This is a genomic window from Tepidiforma sp. (assembly GCF_026419595.1).
GTDB lineage: Bacteria > Chloroflexota > Dehalococcoidia > Tepidiformales > Tepidiformaceae > Tepidiforma.
This window is the reverse complement of sequence record NZ_JANZZD010000017.1, coordinates 20,675-39,576: the sequence shown is the minus strand read 5'-3', so window position 1 is coordinate 39,576 and position 18,902 is coordinate 20,675. Positions and strand designations below refer to the sequence as shown.

Genomic DNA, 18,902 nt, shown 5'->3' with positions numbered 1-18,902 from the left:
GTGGGGACTGCGGTGTGGGGAGCGTACGCCACCGGCGGCCGGTCTGCAGCCGGGTCAGCCGTGCCGCGGCGCGAGGCCGAACTCCTGCGCGAGCAGCTCGTAGCTCCGCTTCCGCGCCGCGAAGTCGTAGGTGATGGTCACGACGACGAGCTCTTCGGCGCCGGTTTCGTCGGCGAGCTGCCGGAGCCGTTCGCCGACCGTGCCGGGGCTGCCGTAGATGGACGACCGGCGCAGGTAGGCCAGGTAGTCGAGCTCGGCCTCCGTGTAGTCGAACGCCATCGCCTCCCGCGGCGCGGGAATGCCGGGCGGCTCGCCCGGCCGCGCGCGGGAGATGATGCGGGCGCCCCAGCGGCTCCACGAAAGGTACTCGGCCTCCTCGTCGGTCTCGGCGCAGGTGACGGCGACGGCGAGCGCCGGCCGCGGCCGTTCGAGCCAGCGCGACGGGCGAAATCCGGCGGAATACCGGCGGAGCGTCTCGGCCGCGCCTTCTTCGGTGATGAAGTGGGCGAAGCAGAACGCCCAGCCGCGCTCGGCCGCCAGCGCGGCGCTCACTCCAGAAGAGCCGAGGAGCCAGAGTTCCGGCATCGTCGGCCCGGCGGGCTGGGCGATGACGCCCCGGTACGGGTGGCCGGCCGGGAGCTCGCCGGCGAGGAAGCCTTCGAGATCGGCAAGCTGCTGCGGGTACGCCTCGAGGCCGGTGATGGCGCCGCCGCCGAGCGCGCGGGCGGTGCGGGTGTCGCTCCCCGGGGCGCGCCCGATGCCGAGGTCGACCCGCCCGGGGAACAGGGCCTCGAGCATGCGGAACTGCTCTGCGACCTTGAGCGGCGCGTAGTGCGGCAGCATGACGCCGCCGGAGCCGACGCGAATACCGCTGGTGAGCGACGCGACGCGGGCGATGAGCACTTCCGGCGCGGCCGAGGCGAGCGAGCCGGCGCCGTGGTGCTCGGCGAGCCAGTAGCGGCGGTAGCCGAGCCAGTCGCAGAGCCGGGCGAGTTCGAGCGTCTCGCGGATGGCCTCCGCCGGGCTGCCGCCGCGGCGCACCGGCGACTGGTCGAGCACGGAGAGCGCGAGGTCAGCCACCGGCGAGGCTCCGCCCCGATTCGCGGGCGAGGGCGGCAAGCCACGCCAGCCGCCCCGGGTCGACCTGTTCCCATGCGAACCGCCACGTCCAGTTGCCCTCGGCCCGGCCCGGGTGATTCATCCGGTGTTCGCTGCCGAGCGCCAGAACGTCCTGCATCGGGATCACGGCGGTCTCTGCGACGGAGTGCATCGCCGCACGGATCATGTCGTCGACGATAGCGGAGCCGTCGGTGCCGAGTTCGCGGCGCACGTTGTCGCGTTCCCATTCGGGCAGGTGCTGCCACCAGCCGAGGGTGGTGTCGTTGTCGTGGGTGCCGGTGTAGACCACCTGGTTGGCGCGGTGGTTGCGGGGGAGGTAGGGGTTGTGGGGATCGCCCCCGAAGGCGAACTGGAGGACGGCCATGCCGGGGTAGCCGAGTTCGTCGCGGAGGGCGCGGACGTCGTCGGTGATGATGCCGAGGTCCTCGACGATGATCGGCAGGCGGCCGAGCCGGGCTTCGAGCGCATCGAAGAGGGCGCGGCCAGGGCCGGGCACCCAGGCGCCGTTGACGGCAGTCGGCTCATCGGCCGGGATGTGCCAGGCGGCGACGAAGCCGCGGAAGTGGTCGACCCGCACCGCATCGAAGAGTTCGAGCGCGCGCTCGAAGCGGGCGACCCACCACGCGTAGCCGTCGGCCCGCATCGCCTCCCAGTCGTAGAGCGGATTGCCCCAGCGCTGGCCGGTGTCGCTGAAGGCGTCGGGCGGGACGCCGGCGACGAACGCCGGTTCGCCGCGCTCGTCGAGCAGGAAGAGGCGGCGGCGGGACCAGTGGTCGGCGCTGTCGCGGTCGACGAAGATCGGCATGTCGCCGATGAGGAGGATGCCCCGGGCACCCGCGGCGGCGCGCAGCTCCTGCCACTGGGCATCGAAGACGTACTGGAGGAAGCGGTGGAAGTCGGCCTCGTCGGCGAGGGCGGTGCCGGGGAGCGGCTGGCGGGGCGGGTACTCCCGGAACTCGGCGGGCCATTCCCACCACGGCTGGCCGGTCAGCTCGCGCAGCGCTTCGAAGAGGGCGTAGTCCTCGAGCCACGGCCGGCCGGCGCCGAAGGCGTCCAGCTTTTCGCGGCCGCCGGCGGCCATGAACCGCTCGAAGGCGCGGCGGAGGGCGGGGCCCCGCGCCGCGCGCGCGGCGGCGAAGTCGGCGCGGTTCGGGGCGCCGGCTTGCGGAATGGCCGCCTCGGCGGGGGTGAGCCAGCCGCGCCGGGCGAGCCAGTCGAGGTCGATGAGCCGGTCGTCGCCGGCGAAGGCGGAGCGGCCGGCGTAGGGCGAATCGTAGGGGCCGGGCGGGCAGACCGGGAGCATCTGCCACGCGCCCACGCCGGCATCGCCGAGCAGGTCGAGGAAGCGCAGCGCCGGCTCGCCGAGGGTGCCTGGGTGCGGCAGCGAGGTGGGATGGAGGAGGATGCCTCCGAGGCGGCGGCCCATCATCGCGCGGCGGCCAGCGCGTCGAGCTCGGCGAGCGAGAGCCGCGCCACGCGGCGGCCGTGCTCGAGGAGGGCGGCGATATCGCCCCGGGCCTGCGCGGCCTCGAGCTGCCCGAAGGTGAACGATTCGCCGGGAACGGGCACGTCGACGTCCGGCGGCTCTTCGACGACGAGGAAGACGCCGGTATCCGGGCCGCCCTTGTGCAGCTGGCCGGTGGAGTGGAGGTAGCGCGGCCCGAAACCGACGGTGGTGGCGACGCGCAGGCGGTCGCGGAAGGCATGGCGGGCACGTTCGAGGCGGTCGGCTGTCGCCCGGTCGCGGGGGAGGTAGGCGAGGATGGCGAGGTAGTCGCCGGGCCGAACCGACCTGAGGACTTCTGCGGGGGACGCGGTGTCCGGCTCGGGCGCGCCGCCTTCGAGCACGCGGCGGGCGTTCCGCTTCGATTCCTCGACGTTCGGCTGGTCGAACGGGTTGATGCCGAGGATGTGCCCGGCGACGGCGGTGGCGAACTCCCAGCGGAAAAATTCGGCGCCGAGGTCGAGCGGGCCGATGGCGGGCAGGCGGATGACCGGGTGGCCGGCCGCTTCCAGTTCGTCGAGGCCGTCGAGCGGACCGTAGGCGACGAAGAGGCGGTCCTCGCCGTAGACGGCGGGCGGGCCGATCCGCTCGGCTTCGACCGGCAGGATGCCCCGGCCGCGCTTGCCGGTCGACTCGGCGACGAGCTGTTCGATCCAGTGGCCGAGCGTTTCGACGGCGTGGGGGAGGAAGAGGGTCAGCTTGTCGCGGCCGGCAAGGGCGGCCTCGGCGATGGCGGCGCCGAGCCAGGCGCCGGGGTTCGCTTCGAGGTCGCGGCGCTCCTGGCAGGCCTGCACCATGGGCCCGAGACGGCCGAACATCCCCGGCACGTCGGCGCCGCAGAGGATGGCCGGCACGAGGCCGAACAGCGAGAGCGCGGAGAAGCGGCCGCCGATATCCGGCGGGTTGAGGAAGAGGTGGGAGATGCCAAGGCGGTGAGCCTCGGCCTCGAGCGGGGTGCCCGGGTCGGTGATGACGATGAAGCGGGCCGGGTCGGGGATGCGGTCGCGGAAGAGGGCGAACTGGCTGCGGGTCTCGATCGTCGTGCCGGACTTGCTGGAGACAGCCACCGCCGTCCGGGCGAGGTCGAGGCGAGCGAGGAGCGCGGCGACCTGGCGCGGGTCGGTGGAATCGAGCAGCTCGAAGCGGAGCGCCCCCTCGGCCGGGCCGAAGGAGGAGGTCATGACCTCCGGCGCGAGGCTGGAGCCGCCCATGCCGAGGAGGAGGAGGGTATCGCAGCCCTCGGCCCGGAGCCGGTCGCGCAGCGCCGCGATCGCCGGGAGGCGGGCGAACATCTGCTGATGGACCGTGAGCCAGCCGAGGCGGTCGGCGCACTCGGCGGGTTCGGGCTGCCAGACGGTGTGGTCGCGGGCCCAGGTGCGCCCGACGATATCGGCGGCAGCCATCGCCTCGAGCCGGGCGCGGACCGCGGTCTGGAGCGGAGCCGGGAGCATGGGACCTCCGGCGCGGGTTTGCTGCTAACGATACCGGAGGCGCGGTGAACGGACAGGAGCGGGTGCCGGGCGGACCGGCTGTTCGCCGGCGACGACGACGCGCTCGCGGGGCACGACGCCGGTGCGCGGCGCGAGGCGGTGCGGCAGCGGCCGTGGCCGGCGAAACGGCAGCGGTTCGGGCGAGGCGTACATTCCCACCGACATTTTCGGCGGTCTGCATCCGGGAAACCCCGCGGGCGGCGTTGCGGGTTCGGTGGCGCCGGGTGACAGGCTGGTGGCGGCGGCCCGCGGGCGCGAAATGGCCGCGGTTCCGCCCCCGCGGATTCGGGTTTTCATGGAGTGAACGGACGGGGGCACGCTGCCGAATATCGATGTATCACCGGCGGCGCGATGGACCGCCGCCCACCCGGGGAGGCCGCACCGATGCAGGGGCACATGCGCATCTGCCAGCATTGCGGAGCGCCGTACGACTGGCGCCGTTCGCCGAGCGCCTACCTGAAGATGACCTACTGCGGAAGTCTCTGCGAGAAGGCGGACCTCGGCTTCACCATCGAGACGCTGCTGCGCGAGGTCGAAATCGTCCGGGGCGAGTGGCGGGCCCTGCTCGCCGCTTGAGCCGGCGGCAGGCGCCGGTCAGCGGTTCGTAAGCGGCGCGGAAGTGCGTCGCTTTACGAAACGGACTGGCGGCCTCTACGCTGGAAGTGCACGGACGCCGACCGCGAGGCGGCTAAGCCGGCAAAGGAGGCACCACCATGGAAACGCCCATCGGCCCCGGCCCCACCGGGATGAACCTGAACAACATCCGGGTGTGCGCGCGGTGCGGCCTCCGCTACGACTGGCGGAAGTCGCCGAGCGGGATGAAGATGACGTACTGCTCGTCGCTCTGCGAGAAGGCGGACCTCGGCTTCACGGTCGAGGCGCTCATCCGCTGGGAGCGCGAGCCCATCGAGAAGGAACCGGTCGCCCCGGCCTCCGAGTAGCCAGCAGCTTCCATACGGAAGAACCCTGCGGGCCCGGCTCAGGCGAGCCGGGCCCGTTCGTTTTCCGCCGGGAAGCGCGAACCGGGGCGCTCTATTCCAGGGTTAGCGGGGTATCGTCGCGGTTCGCCCAGTCGCGCATCGAGCCATCGTAGACGCGGATATGGTCGTAGCCGACGAGGGTCATCGCGAAGGCGGCGTGGGCGGCGCGGATGCCGCCCTGGCAGTAGGTGATGGTGGCGCGGTCGCGGGTGAAGCCGGCCTCGGCCAGCAGCCGCTCGATCTCCTCGGCCGGGAGGAAGCGGCGGGTGTCGGCCGTCTCGACGAAGCGGACCCATTCGAGGTGCTTCGCGCCGGGGACGCGGCCGACGCGGCGGTTGCCGCGGTCGTTGGTGCCGTCCCATTCGCCGTCGGTGCGCGCATCGAGGATTTGGCAGCCGGGGTCGCCGATGCGGGCCTTCAGGTACTCGGCGTCGGCGATGAGGTCCGGGTTGGGGCGGGCGGTGAAGGAGGCGGGCTTCGGCCGCGTGGCGTGGAAGGTGATGGGCCGCCCCTCGGTGAGCCAGCGGTGCCAGCCGCCGTTCAGCACCTTCACGTTCGTGTGGCCGTAGTAGGTGAGCACCCACCAGAGCCGGGCGGCGACGAGGGCGTTGTTGTCGTCGTAGGTGACGACGAGGGTGTCGTTCGAAACGCCGAGCCGGCCCATGAGCGCTTCGAACTCGGCGGGCGGCATGACGAAGGTGCCGTGGTCGGCGCCGGGCGGGCCGGCTTCTTTGATGTAGTAGTGGACGGGGAGGTGGACGGCGCCGGGGATGTGGGCGCGGCGGTACGCCTCGAGGACGGCGCAGTCGATGATGCGGACGCCGGGGTCGTCGAGGTGCTGCTCGAGCCAGTCGGGTTCGGCGAGGAGTTCGGGGCGCGCGTAGCCCATGGGCGGCCTCCCGGGAGGGTTCGGCGGGGAGTGTACGCCCCCGGGCAGCCCGGGGTCAGGGTCAGGGCGGGGGCGTCGGGCTCGGCGTGGGCGTGAGGACGTTGTTGGGGATGCCGCCGAAGGGTGTCGGCGTGGCGCCGGGGAAGGGCGGCCCGCCGCGGCGGATGTTGATGTACACCTGCAGCGAGAGGCCTTTGCCGTCGTTCGTGGAAAGCCGGAGGGTGTAGACGCCGTCCTCGAGGCCGTTCAGCCGGATGGTGCCGAGGAGGCCGTTCTCGACTTTCGCGGTCCCTTCGCCGATGGTCTTCCACTCCGTCGGGGTCGAGCCCTTGCCGAGCTCGAGCTTCCAGTTCTTCAAGTTCGGCGGGTTGACGGTGCCGATGACCTCGGTGTCGCCGGAGATGGTGCGGCCGGTGGTGATGTTGTTGATGGCGATGGCGGCGAGGCCGGTGCTCTTCTCCTTCGGCGCGATCGGGATGTTCCGCTTCTGGGCGAGCTCCTCTGCGAGCTCGGGCTTGAACGCCGGGAGCTTGACGAACTTCTGCATCTTGCGGAACTCGGCCGGCGTCTGGTCGGTCGCGAGCAGGCCGTTCCGGCTGTCGATCTCCTTCTCCTCGCACTCCGATTCGTAGGTGACGTCGGTGCGGACCCAGGCAGTGACGACCTGGTCGCAGTACTTGAAATCGGGGCCGAGGTTCCGGTCGGTCGCGGGGGTCTGGAAGTCGCGCTGGGCGACGTTGCGCGGCTGGAGGTCGGAGAAGCCTTTGCCGATATCGGGGACACCGCGGGCGGCGAGCGCCTCGTGGTAGTAGCCCATCCAGTTCTTCCAGAGCCGGACGGTGGTGTTCGCGGCCGCGAACTGGCGGTCGTTGACGAGTTCGTTGGTGGCGTTGCCGACCCAGACGGCGGTGGCGGCGTGGCGGCTGTAGCCGGTCATCCACGTCTCGAGGGTGTCGGCGGCGGAGGCCGGCCCCTGCTGGGTGCCGGTCTTCACGCCGGAGGGGATGCGCTGGCCGTTGGCGTAGAAGTCGAGCCCGAGGTCGTTGTTGCTGCCCCCGCAGCCCCAGATGATGAAGCGGGCGGTGCAATCGGACATGATGGTGTGGAGGAGCCAGACGGAGCCGGCATCGACGACCTGGCGGGTTTCGGGTTCGCCCTGGCGGAAGATGACGTTGCCGTCCTTGTCGCGGACTTCGAGGATGACGACGGGGTCGAGTTCGCGGGTGCCTTCGATCCGGATGTAGCCCTTTTCGAAGAGCAGCTTCTGCTCGAGCGCGAGCTCGTAGTTGGCGCCGGTATCGAGCGCCGTGCTCTTCAGGTCGGAGACTTTGACGTAGCGGGCGAGGGTGGGGACGCCGACCATCTTGCCCATGTTGGCGATGGTGGCGTCCATGTAGGCCATGTCGATGGCGCGGATGTTCGCGCCGCCGGTCGCGATCGAGGCGCCGTAGGTCACGTCGGGGTGGGAGCGGAAGGTGGGGTCGAAGCGCTGCTCGAGGGTCGTGATGCCGAGCGCCTTCGCCATTTTGATGACGTTGTCGACGCCGGCTTCCTGCGCGGCGCGGAAGGCCGGGACGTTCTGGGAGCCGCCGAGGCCGGCGCGGGCGGAGATGAGGCCTTCCGTCTTCTCGGCGTCGCGGCGCGGGTTTTCGATGGCGGTCCCTTCGACGGTGAGCGGGCTGGTGTCCCAGAAGATGCTCATGGGCGCCTTGTTGAGGACATCGAACCAGGTGAGGTAGACGGCCGGCTTGAACGACGAGCCCGGCTGGTTGATTTCGTTCAGCTGGTCGATTTCACCGGCCACGCGGCGGTCAGAGCGGTACGAGGGGTCGCGATTGGGCGCGTAGACGATGACCTGGCCGGTGGAGGGCTCGATGGTGACGATGGCGGCGTTGTAGCACTCGCAGCCCGCCTCGAGGCCGGCGGCGATGAAGCCGCGCGCCATCTCCATCGCCTTCGCCGTCAGCTCCCAGTCGAGCGTGGAGACGACTTTGTAGCCGGCCATGTGGACGCTGGACTTGCAATCGGGGGCGGAGGGGATTTTCGGCAGGATGCCGGCTTCGCACATGCGGACGAGCCGGGGCTCGACCTGGTTGTCGACGAAGGCCTCGGCGCGCTGGGGGTTGGAGCCGAGGTAAACGCGGACCTCTTCGGCTTTGGCGGCGGCGGCCTGCTCGGGGGTGATGCGGCCGTGGCGCACCATCAGGTCGAGGACGTCTTCCTGGCGGGCCTTCGCCTCGCCGCCGACGATGCCGCGCCCGAGCTCATCGAGGATGCAGTCGCCGCGATCGTCCTTCACGCAGTTGAGGCGGGGGTGGTACGTCGTCGGGGCCTGGGGGATGCCGGCGAGGAGGGCGGCTTCGGCGAGCGTCAGCTCTTTGGCGGGCTTGCGGAAGTAGCCCTGGGCCGCGGCTTCGACGCCGATGTACCGGTCGGCGTAGCTGATCTGGTTGAGATACCAGGTGAGGATCTGCTCCTTCGAGTAGTCGCGCTCGAGCTCGATGGCGTAGGCGATCTCGCGGAGCTTCCGGTCGAGCGTCCGCTCGGCGGTGACGCAGGCGTTCCGGTTGTCCCCGTCTTCGGAGATCGATGGGCAGATGTAGACGTTCTTGATGAGCTGCTGGGTGATGGATGAGCCGCCGGTGCCGGCGCCGAAGTCGTTGAGGACGTAGTTCTCGTAGGCGGCGCGGACGAGGCCGCGGAGGTTGATGCCGGGGTGGGTCCAGAAGGAGTTGTCTTCGGTGGAAACCGTCGCCTCGATCATCCACGGGGAGATCTGGTCGAGCGTCACGGGGTTGAGGAGCTGGGCGTTCGGGTTCGACAGCGTGGCGAGGAGGACGCCGTTCTCCGGGCCGCCGCGGTCGTAGATCTCCGTCGGCACGGACGAGACTTCGAGCAGCTTCTGCTCGATCGGGACGTAGTCCTTCGCGTAGGATTTGTAGATCGTAAAGAGCGCGCCGAGGGCGGCAGCCGCGGAGACGGCGCCGAGGCCGACGAGCGCGAGCAGCGCGATGAGCAGCGGACGCGCGCGGCTCCCGCCGTCGCGGCGGCGTTCGCGGAGCCGGCGGCGGACGACCATGCTGGTCATGGACGGGCACCCCCTGTGCGCCCGGGGCGGATGCGCGGCATCGCACCCGAGGGTAACAGACCCGCGCGGCTGGCAACACGGCGGCAGGTAAGCCGGGCTTCCCCTATCCTTGACCGCATGGCGCTGACCCGTGATGACGTGTTGCACATCGCCCGGCTGGCCCGCATCGCGCTCGACGAGGCGGAGGTGGAGCGGTTCCGGGCGCAGCTTTCGGGCATCCTCGACCATTTCCAGGCGCTGGCCGCCGTCGATACCGAAGGCATCGAGCCGACGGCCCACCCGCTGCCGCTCGCGAACGTGATGCGGGAGGACGCGGTCCAGCCGTCGCTCCCGCGCGATGAGGTGCTGGCGAATGCGCCGCTCGCCGAGGACGGCTACTTCCGGGTCCGGGCGGTGCTGGAATGAGCGAGCTGTGGCGGCTGACGGTCCACGAGGCGCACGAAGGGCTCCGGCGGCGCGAATTCACCAGCGTCGAACTGACGGAATCGGTGCTCGAGCGGGTGGCGCAGGTGGAGCCAACGGTCAACGCGTACATCACGCTCACTGCCGAGCTGGCGCTCGAACAGGCGAAGGAAGCGGATGCGAAGCTCGCCGCCGGCGCCGCCACGCCGCTGACCGGCATCCCCGTCGGCGTGAAGGACCTCATCGTCACGAAAGGCGTGCGGACCACGGCAGGCTCGAAGATGCTCGAGAACTTCATCCCGCCGTATGACAGCCACGTCTACGAGAACTTACGCCGGGCCGGCGCGGTGATGATCGGCAAGTGCAACATGGACGAGTTCGCCATGGGCTCGTCGACGGAACACTCGGCCTACGGCCCGACCCGGAACCCGTGGAACCCGGCGCTCGTGCCCGGCGGCTCCTCGGGCGGGTCGGCGGCCGCGGTGGCGGCGGGCGAATGCCTCGTTTCGCTGGGCAGCGATACGGGCGGCTCGATCCGGCAGCCGGCGGCGCTCTGCGGGCAGGTCGGCCTCGACCCGACCTACGGCCGGGTGAGCCGGTACGGCATCATCGCCTTCGGCAGCTCGCTCGACCAGGTAGGCCCGATCGGCCGGGACGTGGAAGACGTCGCGACGATGCTGGACTGCATCGGCGGGCACGACCCGCGCGACAGCACGACGAACCCGGAGCCGATGCCGGACTTGCGGCATTACCTCGGCCGCGACATCCGCGGCATGCGGATCGGCGTGCCGAAGGAGTACTTCATCAGCGGGATGGAGCCCGGCGTCGCGGCGCGGATCGAGGAAGCGCTCGGCGTGCTGGCGTCGCTCGGCGCCGTCATCGACCGCGATGTTTCGCTGCCGAGCACGGAGCACGCGCTGGCGGTCTACTACATCATCGCGCCGAGCGAGGCCTCGGCGAACCTCGCGCGCTACGACGGCGTGAAGTACGGCTTCAGCGACCGCTCGGCGCCCTCGATGTGGGAGAACATGGAGCAGACGCGGGCGAAGGGCTTCGGCAACGAGGTGAAGCGGCGGATCATGCTCGGCACCTACGCGCTCAGCGCGGGCTACTACGACGCCTACTACCTGAAGGCGCAGAAGGTGCGGACGCTCATCAGCCGGGAGTTCGCGGAGGCGTTCGCGAGGTACGACGTGCTGGTGACGCCGACGTCGCCGACGGTCGCGTTCCCCATCGGGGCGAAAGTCGACGACCCGTTCGCGATGTACCTGAACGACATCTATACGCTGCCGGCCTCGGTGGCGGGGCTGCCGGCGATCAGCGTGCCGTGCGGGTTCAGCGACGGGCTGCCCGTGGGCATGCAGATCATCGGGAACTTCTTCGATGAAGGGCGCATCCTGCAGGTGGCGCACGCGTACGAGCAGGCCAGCGGGTTCAAGAACCAGCTGGCGCCGCTGGCCGGGGGCTGAGGCCGGGCGCGGGCCGGCCTTCACGGGGGCGCGCCTGCCGGGGAGTTTCGGCCGGTGATGAAATTCGGGGCCGGGCTCGCTGCAGCCGGGGCTGCGTCCGCGTGGTTCGGGCCGGCCGGGCTCGCGTGGGCCGGCTGGACCGCTGCGGCGGCGGGGATGCTGCTCCTCGCCTACCGGGCGGCCGCGGCGCTGCGGCGGCGGGCGGCGCTGCGCACGCTCGAGGGGCTCCGGAGCCTCCCGCCGGCAGCGTTCGAAGAACGGGTGGCAGCGTGGCTGGCGCGCGACGGCTGGCGGGTCGAGCGCACGGGACGCCCGGGCGACGGCGGCATCGACCTCGTCGCGAAGAAGGGCCGCGAGGTGGCGGCCGTCCAGTGCAAGCGGTTCGCCGGCGAGGCAGCGGTCGGCGCCGCTGCGGTGCGCGATCTCTACGGGGCGGCGACGGCGGCGGGCGCGACGCTCGCCGTGCTGGTCACCACGGGCCGGGTGACCGCGCCTGCCGCGGCATGGGCCGCGGGGATCCAGCAGGGGCCGAAGCTGGTGCTGGTCGATGCCGGGGGCGTGGCCGCTGCTGCGCGCGGCGGCAGGCTCATCCGGTAGGCCGGGTCAGAGCGGCGGCGTGCGCCGGCGCCATTCGGTCGCGCATTCGTAAGCGAAGGCGGCGCGGAGGACCGTGCCCTCATCGAACGGCCGCCCGGCGAGCTGGAGGCCGATCGGCAGCCCTTCGGCCGAGAAGCCGCAGGGGATGCTCACCGCCGGGACGCCGGCGAGGTTGAACGGCATCGTCAGCGACGCGAACGCCGCGCCGGTGCTCAGCTGCACGCCTTCGACCTCGACCGGGTCTTCGCCGATGGCCGAGGCGGGCCGCATGGTGGTCGGCGCGGCGAGCAGGTCGACGGTTTCGAGGACGCGGCGCACGCCCTCCTTTATCTCGTAACTGGCGAGGTAGGCGGCGGAGAGGTCGAGCGGCTCGGGCAGCGGCTGGAGGAGGACGTTCCGCAGCTCCTCGCTGTAGGCCTCGGGCTGCTGTTCGAGCCACGGGGCGTGGTAGAGCCGGCCTTCGACGTTGACCAGCCGCCACGCGCTGATGACCTGCTCGCGGGTGAAGCCGGCATCGATGTCCTCGACGGCGGCGCCGAGGCCGCGCAGCGTTTCGAGCGCTTCTTCGACCGCGACGAGGACTTCAGGGTCGAGCAGGCCGAAGAACTGATCGCGCGGGACGCCGATGCGGAGGCCGCGGATATCCGGGACGAGGGCGGCGCGGTAGTCGGGCACGGGCACCGGCACGGTCGCGAAGTCGGCCGGGTCGTAGCCGGCGATGGCAGCGAGGAGGATGGCGGCGTCTTCGACCGTGCGGGTGATGGGCCCGGCGTGGTCGAACTGCCACGACATCGGGATGATGCCGGCCCGGCTGACGCGGCCGAAGGTCGGCTTGAGGCCGACGACGCCGCAGAGCGCGGCCGGGATGCGGATGCTGCCGCCGGTATCGGTGCCGAGGGCAGCGGGGCAGAGGCGGGCCGCGACGGCGGCGCCGGAGCCGCCGCTCGAGCCGCCGGGGATGCGGTCCGGCGCCCACGGATTGCGGGTCGGGCCGGTGTGCGGGTTGTTGGTCGTGGTGCCCCACGCGAATTCGTGGGTGTTGGTCTTGCCGAGGATGACGGCGCCGGCTTCGCGGAGGCGGGCGACGGCGGCGGCATCGCGGTCGGGCACGCGGCCGCGGAGGACGGCAGAACCGGCGGCGGTTTCGATGCCGGCCGTGTCGTACAGGTCTTTCAGGCCGATGGGGATGCCGTGGAGCGGGCCGCGGTACTGGCCGGCGAGGAGTTCGGCCTCGGCGCGGGCGGCCTCCTCGAGGGCGCGCTCGGGGACGACGGTGACGAAGGCGTTCAGCGCGGGGTTGCGCGCCTCGATGCGGGCGAGGCAGGCGCGGGTGAGATCGACCGGCGAGAGGTCGCGGCGGGCGATGGCGCGGGCGGCGTCGGCGACGGTCAGGTCAGCGGGGTCGGGCATCGGCGCACCTGGGAGTCGAGCGTGTCCCGGGGTCAGGCTTCGAGGTAGCCGCGGCGGGCGAGCCACTGGAGCGCCCCCGCGAGCGCGACCCGGGCGGTGGCGAAGGATACGCCCGCGGCGCGGACGGCGTCATCCTCGGCGCTCGGCGCGAGCTGCTCGACGATGAGCCGCGCGAGCTCGTCGTGGGTCCGGGTGCCGTCGAGCCACGGGAGGAGCGCGAGCGGGAGCGGCGGGACGTCGTAGACGGCGTGGGTGAGGGCGACCGGCATGGTGCCGTCGCGTCGCGCCTGGTCGCGGGCCATGGCGAAGGCGCGGGGCAGCGGCCCCGGGGCCGGCACGGGGCGGGCGGGCTCGGCTTCGAGCTGGAGCCCGCCGTGGAAGAAGAGGCGGAGCAGCTTCGGTGCCGTCCGCTGCCAGAAGCGGCGCGGGTCGACGGCAGCCGCCAGCTCCTCGGCCGGCACGGCAGCCGGCCGCCGGGCATCGAGGAGGCGCACCGCCTCGAGGAGGTCCGGGTCGCGCAGGGCGAGGATGCCGCCGGGATGGACGAGCTTGGGCAGCGCCGGGTCGTACCGCTCTTCGCCGGGGCCGATGAATTCGCCGAGCAGGCGGAGCGCGAGCCCCCGGAGGCGCTCGGGCGCCGGCGGGCGCTGGATGGGCGTGCCGGCGCGGCAGAGGAGGGACTCGCGGAACGTGCGGCCGTGGACGAAATCGAGCAGCTGCTCGCGTTCGACCTGCCCGGGGGCGAGCGACTCGAACTCGGCGGCGATGTCGCCCGCGAGGTCGGGCATCGCCATGCGGAGCGGCCACGCATCGCCGACGTACTGCAGCCCGCGGCTGGCGGCGTGCGCGACGAATTCGGCGAAGTAGACGGGCGCGTTCGTCGGCTCGAGGTGTTCGTGCGCGATGTAGTCATCGGGACGGTCGGCGATGAATTCGAGCTCGCGGGCGAGGACGCGGGCGTAGAGCGGGCCGCCGGGGAGACGGGCTTCGAGGTCGAGCGCGGTGCGGACGACGATCTCCGCCATGGCGCGGGCGTGGCCGACGAGCTGGCCGGGGGGCGCCTGCAGGTTGCGCGTGGCGAAGACCATCAGCTCGCGCAGCGGCTGGCGGAGATGCCAGCCGGGGTAGCAGTTGTAGCTGACGAAGGCGATGCCGCCGGGCGCGAGGAGCTCGCCGCAGAGCCCGAGCAGGCGGTCGCGGACCGGGGCTTCGACCCAGGAGTAGACGCCGTGGGCGATGACGTAGTCGAACTGGCCGAGCGCGGGGCCGGCCTCGGCGATGTCGATGGGCTCGAAGCGGACGTTGCGGAGGCCGAGGCGGGCAGCGGTCTCGCGGGCGAGTTCGACCTGCCGCGGGGCGTTGTCGATGCCGAGACAGTCCGCTCCCGGGAGCGAGGCGGCGATGGCGTTCAGGTTTTCGCCGATGGCGGAACCGATTTCGAGGATGCGGGCCGAGGCGACTGGCGGGGTCTCGATGCCGAAGAGGCGGCCGAGGGCGGCGAGGCGCCGGGGATGGGAGGCTTCGACGGCGGTGCCTTCGTAGGGGATGGCGTCGTAGCTGATGACGGGCACGTCGGGTTCCAGTGTAGGCGCGGCGGGGGGGCGGCAGAAGCCGGGGAGGCGCCGGGAACGATCGGGGAAAGCCCGGTATTGACGTTATGAGCGGCAGCCGTGAGAGTTAGCAGGCATGGTTCACGCCACCACCCTCGCCGCGCTCCTCGCCGCTGCTGCTGCTGCGGCCGCGCGTGCGCGCCGGTAAGGGTGGCGGTCGGAACCGTACGTCGAGGATATCTGCAGGAAGGCCGCCCCCGGGGCGGCCTTTCCCGGTAGGAATGGCTGGCGGGGGCAACGAGGAGCAGCACCGATGACCGCTGACACGTCGACCCGCACCGAACCGGTCCGCTACGTCTCACGGCGGATGCAGGCCGTTCCCCCGAGCGGGATCCGCCGGTTTTTCGATCTCCTGAGCACGATCGAGGACGTGATTTCGCTCGGCGTCGGCGAGCCGGATTATGTCACTCCGGAGCCGTTCCGGCGGGCCGCCATCGCCAGCATCGAGCGCGGGGACACGCATTACACCTCGAACTACGGCCTGCTCGAGCTGCGGGAACGGCTCGCAGCGCACCTCGAGCGGCTGTACGGCGTGCGGTACGACCCGCGGACCGAGATCGTCATCACGTCGGGTTCGAGCGAGGCGCTCGACATCGCCATGCGGGCGCTCGTCGACCCGGGCGACGGCGTCCTCTGCGCCGACCCGAGCTACGTCGCCTACATGCCGGTGACGGTGATGGCGGGCGGGGAGTTCCTGCCCGTGCCGACGCGGGCGGCGGACGACTTTCGGCTCCTGCCGGCGGACCTCGAGGCGGCGATGACGCCCTCGGCGCGGGTGCTGTTGCTCGGCTACCCGGCGAACCCGACGGGCGCGACGATGGACCGCGCGGACCTCGAAGCCGTCGCGAAGGTGGCCGAGCGGCACGACCTCGCGGTGATCAGCGACGAGCTGTACGACCGGATGACGTACGCCGGCGAACACACCTGCTTCGCCTCGCTGCCCGGGATGCGGGAGCGGACGGTGCTGCTGGGCGGGTTCAGCAAGGCGTACGCGATGACGGGGTGGCGGCTGGGATGGGTGGCGGCCCCGGCGCCCATCGCCGAGGCGATCATGAAGGTCCACCAGTACGTGATGATGTCGGCGCCGACGGCCTCGCAGTACGCCGCGATCGCTGCGCTGGACGAGGGCGAAGCGTTCGTCGCCGAGATGGTGGCGGAGTACGACCGGCGGCGGCGCCTGATCGTCGACGGCTTCCGGGCGGTCGGCCTGCCGACCTTCGAGCCGCGCGGCGCGTTCTACGCCTTCCCGGAGATCCGCGGCACGGGGATGAGCAGCCTCGAATTCAGCGAACGGCTGCTGGCCGAGGAGCGGGTCGCCGTCGTGCCGGGGAGCGCCTTCGGGGCATGCGGCGAAGGGCACGTGCGCGCCTGCTACGCGAGCAGCTTCGAGCAGATCGAGCGGGCGCTGGAGCGGATCGGGCGGTTCGTCCAGCGGCACCGGCTGGCCTGAGGTTTCGCGCGGCCCAGCCGCGATAGCGAGCGCCTCCTGAACTACTTTCCGCGGGATAGCCGCGGCTGATGGTAGGATTCGGCGCCATCGATAGCAGCGCTCAGGAGGTGGCACATGACCGGTGACCGGGGGGTTTGGCGGGCGGCGGCGCTCGCCGCGCTGGCCGCGGCGGGAATCACGCTGGCGGCCTGCGGCGGCGGCGACGGCGGGAACAAGAACGTAACGCTCGAGAACGTGAACCCGAACGTGAACGCGACGGAGGCGCCGCAGGAGCGGCCGGTGCAGGAGATCAAGGTCACCGACCAGGGGTGCGAGCCGGCGAACGTGACCATCAAGGCCCGGACGCGGGTCGTCTGGAAGTGGGAGAACACCTCCACGCCCATCGCCATCCTGCTCGCGGGGCAGAAGTCGCCGGAGCAGACGACCGGCGAGTACACGCGCGATTTCGACCAGGCCGGGCTGAGCTTCCCCTACCAGTGCGGGCCGGCAACGGGCCGCATCGTGGTCGAGTAGCGGACCGGGCCGGGCTGGCTCAGAGGCCGTAGAGCGCCGGGCGGGTGCGGAGCCACTCGCCCACCATCTCACCGATCATGATGCTGGTGAGGTTCGTGTTGGCGCGCGGGACGGTCGGCATGATGCTCGCATCGGCGACGGCGAGCCCCTCGACGCCGTAGACGCGGCCGTACTGGTCGACGACGGCGTGCGGGTCGGCCGGCGGCCCCATGGGCGCGGTGGCGCAGGGATGGTAGCCGCTGGCGGCGAGCTTCAGCAGGAGCGCGCCGATCGCCTCGTCGGTCAGCTCCCGCCCCGGGTCCGGGAAGATGACGCGGTCGACGAGTGCCGCGAGCGGGCCGGTGGTCACGAACCGGAGGGCGTCCCGGAAGCAGGCGGCGAGCCGGCGCCGGTCCTCCGGGTCTTCGCAGAAGCGGTTTTCGATGACGGGCGCGGCATGGGGGTCGGCCGAGGGCAGGCGGAGCGTGCCGGTGCCGTTCACCTGCTCGAGGACGGCGGCGACGGCGAACGCCTGCAGGGGGCCGGCGCCCCGGGGTGAGAAGGAGAACGCCTCGACCTGCAGGTCGTTCCGGTGGGGGCTGCCCGGCGCCGTGTACCGGAGGATGGTCTGCACGATGGGCTGGTCGGGGTCGAGGATGGCCGGGTCGCGGACCGTGGCGACGACGGCGAGCGCCGGGTGGTCGGAGAGCCGCGAGCCGACGGGGGCGGGCCGGACGGGCTCGATGCCGAGGCGGGCGAGCTCCTCCGCCGGGCCGATGCCGGAGCGGATGAGGACGGCCGGCGAATGGATGGCGCCGGCGGAGAGGACGACGAGCCGGCCCCGGATGGTCTCCACGGCTCCGTCCCGCTCCACTTCGACGCCGGCGGCGCGGCCGCCTTCGAACAGGACGCGGCGGACGAGCGTGTTCGGGAGGATGCGGAGGTTGGGGCGGGCGCGCGCCGGCGCGAGGTAGCCGACGGCGGTCGAGACGCGCAGCCGGCCGATTTTGTTCATCGGGTGCGGGCCGGCGCCCCACCCGGCGGGGTCGTTGGCGTCCTCGCAGCGGGGGAAGCCGAGTTGGTCGGCGGTTTCGAGCCATGCGCGGTGGACGGGCGTGAGTTCGTCCCACGTGTAGCGGCGGATGGTGATGGGGCCGGCATCGCCGTGGTAGGGCCGGTCGCCGAAGTCGAGGTCGCGTTCGAGGCGGCAGAAGGCCGGCAGCACCCGCTCCCACGCCCATTCGGGATTCCCGGCGGCGGCCCAGCCGTCGTAGTCCTCCGGCATGCCGCGCAGCGCGATGGTGGTGTTCACGGCGCTGGAGCCGCCGGTGACGCGGCCGCGGGGGAAGGGCGCGGAGCGGCCTGCCGCCGTCGGCTGGTAGCTGAGGCCCCAGTCGTGCGCGGTGTAGGAGTTGTTGTGGCTGTTGACGAGGTCGAACGGCAGCCGGGCGAGGTCGGGGTAATCGGGCCCGGCTTCGAGGAGCAGGACGGAGCGGCGCGGGTCCTCGCTGGCGCGGGCGGCGATGACGGCCCCGGCGGAGCCGGCGCCGACGACGATGACATCGCAGGGTTCGTTCATGGCGGAGCCTCCCGGGGCGGGAATGTACCTGCCCCGGCGGTGGGACGCACGGGCGGGTTCCCGTACAATCCCGCCACACCACCCGTTTCCGCGAGGCATCCATGTCGTTCGAAGCAGTGCTCGCGCAGGCGCGCGCCGAGGGCCGCACCCTGCTGACCGAAGTCGAAGCGAAATCGCTCCTGCAGGAGGCCGGCGTCCCCGTGGCGGCGACGCTGCTCGCGCGCACCCGGGAGGAGGCGCAGGCCGCCGCCGACGAGGTCGGCTACCCGGTCGTGCTGAAGATCGTCTCGCCCGATATCGCGCACAAGTCGGACGTCGGCGGCGTGAAGCTGAACCTGCGGGACCGGGAGGCCGTCGGCGCGGCGTTCGATGAGGTGGTCGCGAATGCGCAGCGCGCCGTCCCGGGTGCGCGAATCACCGGCGTGGCCGTGCAGCACATGGCGCCGCAGGGCACCGAAGTGATCGTCGGGATGACGACCGACCCGCAGTTCGGCCCGGTGCTGATGTTCGGCCTCGGCGGCATCATGGTCGAAGTGCTCAAGGACGTCTCCTTCCGGCTGGTGCCGCTGGAGGAGAAGGACGCCCAGCAGATGATCGACGAGATCAAGGGGCGGCCGGTGCTCTCGGGGGTGCGCGGCCAGCCGCCGGCGGACATCGAGGCGCTCAAGCGGACGATCCTGAAGGTCTCCGAGTTCGTGCAGGCGCACCCCGAGGTGAAGGAGCTCGACCTGAACCCCGTGTTCGCCTACCCGGACGGCGCGCTGGCCGTGGACGCGCGCATCGTCGTCGGCGAGGCGTAAGGCAGCGCGGCGGGCGTCCGCCG

Annotated in this window: 16 protein-coding genes; 8 read left to right on the top strand and 8 right to left on the bottom strand. The window is 71.9% G+C overall.

The features are described 5' to 3' along the window. Positions 1 to 54 precede the first annotated feature (54 nt). The 3 genes from N2041_RS09940 to N2041_RS09930 are packed head-to-tail and all read right to left on the bottom strand — an operon-like array spanning position 55 to position 4,074. Positions 55 to 1,080 (bottom strand): LLM class flavin-dependent oxidoreductase, encoded by a 1,026-nt coding sequence (locus N2041_RS09940; protein ID WP_297678307.1) that lies wholly within the window; start codon positions 1,078 to 1,080, stop codon positions 55 to 57. Further along, positions 1,073 to 2,548 carry a 4-alpha-glucanotransferase gene (gene malQ, locus N2041_RS09935; protein WP_297678305.1) on the bottom strand — a complete coding sequence of 492 codons (1,476 nt, stop codon included), beginning with the start codon at positions 2,546 to 2,548 and terminating at the stop codon, positions 1,073 to 1,075. Before malQ ends, N2041_RS09940 begins: the two co-directional genes overlap by 8 nt. Continuing rightward, complete coding sequence (locus N2041_RS09930; protein ID WP_297678303.1) at positions 2,545 to 4,074, bottom strand: hypothetical protein; 1,530 nt, start codon at positions 4,072 to 4,074, stop codon at positions 2,545 to 2,547. The genes malQ and N2041_RS09930 overlap by 4 nt, the downstream gene beginning before the upstream one ends. 423 nt (positions 4,075 to 4,497) lie before the next feature. On the opposite strand from N2041_RS09930, the gene N2041_RS09925 reads away from it, so the two are divergent. After that, entirely contained in the window at positions 4,498 to 4,689 is a 192-nt protein-coding gene (locus N2041_RS09925; protein WP_297678301.1) for a hypothetical protein, read from the top strand. A 137-nt stretch (positions 4,690 to 4,826) separates the two neighbouring features. Then, a complete protein-coding gene (locus tag N2041_RS09920) occupies positions 4,827 to 5,054 on the top strand; it encodes a hypothetical protein (protein ID WP_297678299.1) in 228 nt (75 codons plus the stop codon). Positions 5,055 to 5,145: 91 nt separating this feature from the next. Here the strand turns inward: N2041_RS09920 and N2041_RS09915 are convergent, their stop codons facing one another. After that, complete coding sequence (locus N2041_RS09915; protein WP_297678298.1) at positions 5,146 to 5,982, bottom strand: sulfurtransferase; 837 nt, start codon at positions 5,980 to 5,982, stop codon at positions 5,146 to 5,148. A 61-nt stretch (positions 5,983 to 6,043) separates the two neighbouring features. Beyond that, a complete protein-coding gene (locus N2041_RS09910; RefSeq protein ID WP_297678296.1) occupies positions 6,044 to 9,070 on the bottom strand; it encodes a transglycosylase domain-containing protein in 3,027 nt (1,008 codons plus the stop codon). Between the two features lie 117 nt (positions 9,071 to 9,187). Here N2041_RS09910 and gatC point away from each other — a divergent pair, with 117 nt between their 5' ends. Genes gatC through N2041_RS09895 form a run of 3 tightly spaced genes read left to right on the top strand, consistent with a single transcriptional unit; the run spans position 9,188 to position 11,538 of the window. After that, on the top strand, positions 9,188 to 9,475 hold the full coding sequence (gene gatC, locus N2041_RS09905; protein ID WP_297678294.1) for an Asp-tRNA(Asn)/Glu-tRNA(Gln) amidotransferase subunit GatC: 288 nt from the start codon (positions 9,188 to 9,190) through the stop codon (positions 9,473 to 9,475). Next, complete coding sequence (gene gatA, locus N2041_RS09900) at positions 9,472 to 10,941, top strand: Asp-tRNA(Asn)/Glu-tRNA(Gln) amidotransferase subunit GatA (protein ID WP_297678292.1); 1,470 nt, start codon at positions 9,472 to 9,474, stop codon at positions 10,939 to 10,941. The genes gatC and gatA overlap by 4 nt, the downstream gene beginning before the upstream one ends. Positions 10,942 to 10,998: 57 nt before the next feature. Beyond that, on the top strand, positions 10,999 to 11,538 hold the full coding sequence (locus N2041_RS09895; RefSeq protein WP_297678348.1) for a restriction endonuclease: 540 nt from the start codon (positions 10,999 to 11,001) through the stop codon (positions 11,536 to 11,538). Between the two features lie 6 nt (positions 11,539 to 11,544). Here the strand turns inward: N2041_RS09895 and N2041_RS09890 are convergent, their stop codons facing one another. Both N2041_RS09890 and N2041_RS09885 read right to left on the bottom strand, forming a co-directional pair. Then, complete coding sequence (locus N2041_RS09890) at positions 11,545 to 12,948, bottom strand: amidase (protein WP_297678290.1); 1,404 nt, start codon at positions 12,946 to 12,948, stop codon at positions 11,545 to 11,547. Between the two features lie 32 nt (positions 12,949 to 12,980). Then, the gene (locus N2041_RS09885; RefSeq protein WP_297678288.1) at positions 12,981 to 14,519 is read right to left on the bottom strand and encodes a class I SAM-dependent methyltransferase; all 1,539 of its coding nucleotides are present in this window, start codon (positions 14,517 to 14,519) and stop codon (positions 12,981 to 12,983) included. A gap of 292 nt (positions 14,520 to 14,811) precedes the next feature. Here N2041_RS09885 and N2041_RS09880 point away from each other — a divergent pair, with 292 nt between their 5' ends. Further along, positions 14,812 to 16,008, top strand: a complete 1,197-nt coding sequence (locus N2041_RS09880; protein WP_297678286.1) for an aminotransferase class I/II-fold pyridoxal phosphate-dependent enzyme — start codon at positions 14,812 to 14,814, stop codon at positions 16,006 to 16,008. Positions 16,009 to 16,122: 114 nt separating this feature from the next. Further along, the gene (locus tag N2041_RS09875) at positions 16,123 to 16,521 is read left to right on the top strand and encodes a hypothetical protein (protein WP_297678284.1); all 399 of its coding nucleotides are present in this window, start codon (positions 16,123 to 16,125) and stop codon (positions 16,519 to 16,521) included. Positions 16,522 to 16,540: 19 nt separating this feature from the next. Here N2041_RS09875 and N2041_RS09870 read toward each other — a convergent pair whose 3' ends face one another. After that, positions 16,541 to 18,079, bottom strand: coding sequence for a GMC family oxidoreductase (locus N2041_RS09870; RefSeq protein WP_297678283.1), 1,539 nt, complete (start codon positions 18,077 to 18,079; stop codon positions 16,541 to 16,543). 101 nt (positions 18,080 to 18,180) lie between these two features. Here N2041_RS09870 and N2041_RS09865 point away from each other — a divergent pair, with 101 nt between their 5' ends. Next, on the top strand, positions 18,181 to 18,879 hold the full coding sequence (locus N2041_RS09865) for an acetate--CoA ligase family protein (RefSeq protein ID WP_297678281.1): 699 nt from the start codon (positions 18,181 to 18,183) through the stop codon (positions 18,877 to 18,879). Positions 18,880 to 18,902 lie beyond the last annotated feature (23 nt).

Excerpts from the sequence above, each read along its gene's own strand:
- gatA (WP_297678292.1), top strand. The coding sequence starts at position 9,472 with ATGAGCGAGCTGTGGCGGCTGACGGTCCACGAGGCGCACGAAGGGCTC.
- N2041_RS09870 (WP_297678283.1), bottom strand. The coding sequence starts at position 18,079 with ATGAACGAACCCTGCGATGTCATCGTCGTCGGCGCCGGCTCCGCCGGG.
- N2041_RS09875 (WP_297678284.1), top strand. The coding sequence starts at position 16,123 with ATGACCGGTGACCGGGGGGTTTGGCGGGCGGCGGCGCTCGCCGCGCTG.
- N2041_RS09920 (WP_297678299.1), top strand. The coding sequence starts at position 4,827 with ATGGAAACGCCCATCGGCCCCGGCCCCACCGGGATGAACCTGAACAAC.
- gatC (WP_297678294.1), top strand. The coding sequence starts at position 9,188 with ATGGCGCTGACCCGTGATGACGTGTTGCACATCGCCCGGCTGGCCCGC.
- N2041_RS09910 (WP_297678296.1), bottom strand. The coding sequence starts at position 9,070 with ATGACCAGCATGGTCGTCCGCCGCCGGCTCCGCGAACGCCGCCGCGAC.
- N2041_RS09865 (WP_297678281.1), top strand. The coding sequence starts at position 18,181 with ATGTCGTTCGAAGCAGTGCTCGCGCAGGCGCGCGCCGAGGGCCGCACC.
- N2041_RS09915 (WP_297678298.1), bottom strand. The coding sequence starts at position 5,982 with ATGGGCTACGCGCGCCCCGAACTCCTCGCCGAACCCGACTGGCTCGAG.
- N2041_RS09880 (WP_297678286.1), top strand. The coding sequence starts at position 14,812 with ATGACCGCTGACACGTCGACCCGCACCGAACCGGTCCGCTACGTCTCA.
- malQ (WP_297678305.1), bottom strand. The coding sequence starts at position 2,548 with ATGATGGGCCGCCGCCTCGGAGGCATCCTCCTCCATCCCACCTCGCTG.
- N2041_RS09895 (WP_297678348.1), top strand. The coding sequence starts at position 10,999 with ATGAAATTCGGGGCCGGGCTCGCTGCAGCCGGGGCTGCGTCCGCGTGG.
- N2041_RS09930 (WP_297678303.1), bottom strand. The coding sequence starts at position 4,074 with ATGCTCCCGGCTCCGCTCCAGACCGCGGTCCGCGCCCGGCTCGAGGCG.
- N2041_RS09925 (WP_297678301.1), top strand. The coding sequence starts at position 4,498 with ATGCAGGGGCACATGCGCATCTGCCAGCATTGCGGAGCGCCGTACGAC.
- N2041_RS09890 (WP_297678290.1), bottom strand. The coding sequence starts at position 12,948 with ATGCCCGACCCCGCTGACCTGACCGTCGCCGACGCCGCCCGCGCCATC.